This is a genomic window from Mesorhizobium sp. P5_C1, assembly GCF_054049815.1.
On the sequence record NZ_JBFULQ010000914.1, the window covers coordinates 1 to 1,447 of the forward strand.

Consider the following 1,447-nt stretch of genomic DNA (forward strand, 5'->3'; position numbering starts at 1 on the left):
AATGTTGGCGCCGATCGGATTGGACCTTCTTGACTTGCAGGTCCGCCGCTTCCTGGGCCACCGTCGCCTTGCCGGTGGCCACAGCAACCTGGAAGTCGAACGGGTCGATGACGTAGAGCACGTCACCTTGGCGGACGAACTGGTTATCGGCCACCCTAAGTTCGACGATCTGGCCCGATACCTGAGGCGCGATGTTCGCGACCTGCACACGAACGGTGCCATTTCGCGTCCAAGGCGCCCGCACATAGTCCTGCCATGTGAGAACCGCGATCAGGCCAGCGAACAGCGCGATGGCGAGCGTGGAAAGGCGCTTGCCAACCGCAAGAAGAAGACGCCCGAAACCACCGCGCGTCGAGGCGATGGATGGCGCCGACGCCGAGGGCATCTGAGGCCGGCCAACTGGGCTGTCGCCTCCGACCCGGCTTACCGGCTTTGGTATTGGGGAGTCATGGGTCGCGTCGCCGACGGTGATCTGCTCTTCGAAGGGCGATTCGTCCAGCAATATCGTTTGATCCTGAGGCCGGGGAATCTCCATGACCTTCTCCCTAAAGAAGCATAGTAAGCAGCCCGAAAATCGCGACGAACAGACTAAGCTCGGCGATCGACGGATTGCTGAAATACCCCGAGAATCCAATAAGATGCAGGAGCGGGCGCAGCACTATGACGAGGACGAGCGCAATCGCTGCATAGGTGACTATGGGCGCTACCAGAACTCCGCCTATGACGAGCTCCCGAAACGTGTGCGTCATGGGTCGCCGCTCTCCATAGACCTGTCCGTGAAGGAAACACTCGCCAGGACGAGCGCTGCGCACGCCGCGGTGGCGACTGGATTGTGCCCGGATGCGGCGGCTTCACCCAAAGCCTTGGCCGAGCTTAACAATGCGGGCCCGTCCCGTTGGACAAGCGCCGCACGTGCTGCGTCGGCCACATTTGCCAGCGGGCCGGTTGCCAGCCGATCCAATCCGGCGCCACACAGTCGCAGCGCCGCCGCCCGGTCGAACCACAACATGGCTTCATCGAGAACCGGGCTATTCCGCGGAGATGCACCAGCCGCAGTCACGATCTCACCGATCCGCGAGGCATCGCGAAACGTGGCCTCTTCCCGTGCGAGGTGCCCAGCTCGGTCAAATCTCGGACTGCGTTGCTCGCGGCGAGCGTCTTCCAGCAGAAGGCGAAGCCGGTGATCGTTCGACACCGGAGGGATCAGAAGTTGAACTCCAAACAGCAAACTTGTCGCAAGACACGCGAAAAAGCAGACGAATAGAAAGGTCTGTGGATCGTAGGTCTGTGGGTTGCTTGGTGCGAAGAAAGCTATGACGAAGATCAGGGTCAACCGCCCAAGGGTCGACAGGATCGGATTTGGCAACGTTGTCAGCAGTKCGCAGCCGATGGTGAAAGGCGCCAGACCAATCGCCAGCAAAGGGAACCCGGTGACGCCGTCCAGAAC

General features: G+C 61.1%; 3 protein-coding genes. All 3 read right to left on the reverse strand.

Annotated elements, in window-relative coordinates; all coding sequences use genetic code 11:
* Positions 1-535 (reverse strand): biotin/lipoyl-binding protein (locus ACXJ7R_RS32530; protein WP_457155381.1); only part of this gene is annotated, 535 nt, incomplete at its 3' end.
* Positions 536-545: 10 nt separating this feature from the next.
* The gene (locus ACXJ7R_RS32535; RefSeq protein WP_457155382.1) at positions 546-749 is read right to left on the reverse strand and encodes a DUF1656 domain-containing protein; all 204 of its coding nucleotides are present in this window, start codon (positions 747-749) and stop codon (positions 546-548) included.
* A partial coding sequence (locus ACXJ7R_RS32540) for an FUSC family protein (protein ID WP_457155383.1) occupies positions 746-1,447 on the reverse strand: 702 nt, incomplete at its 5' end. The genes ACXJ7R_RS32535 and ACXJ7R_RS32540, both read right to left, overlap by 4 nt.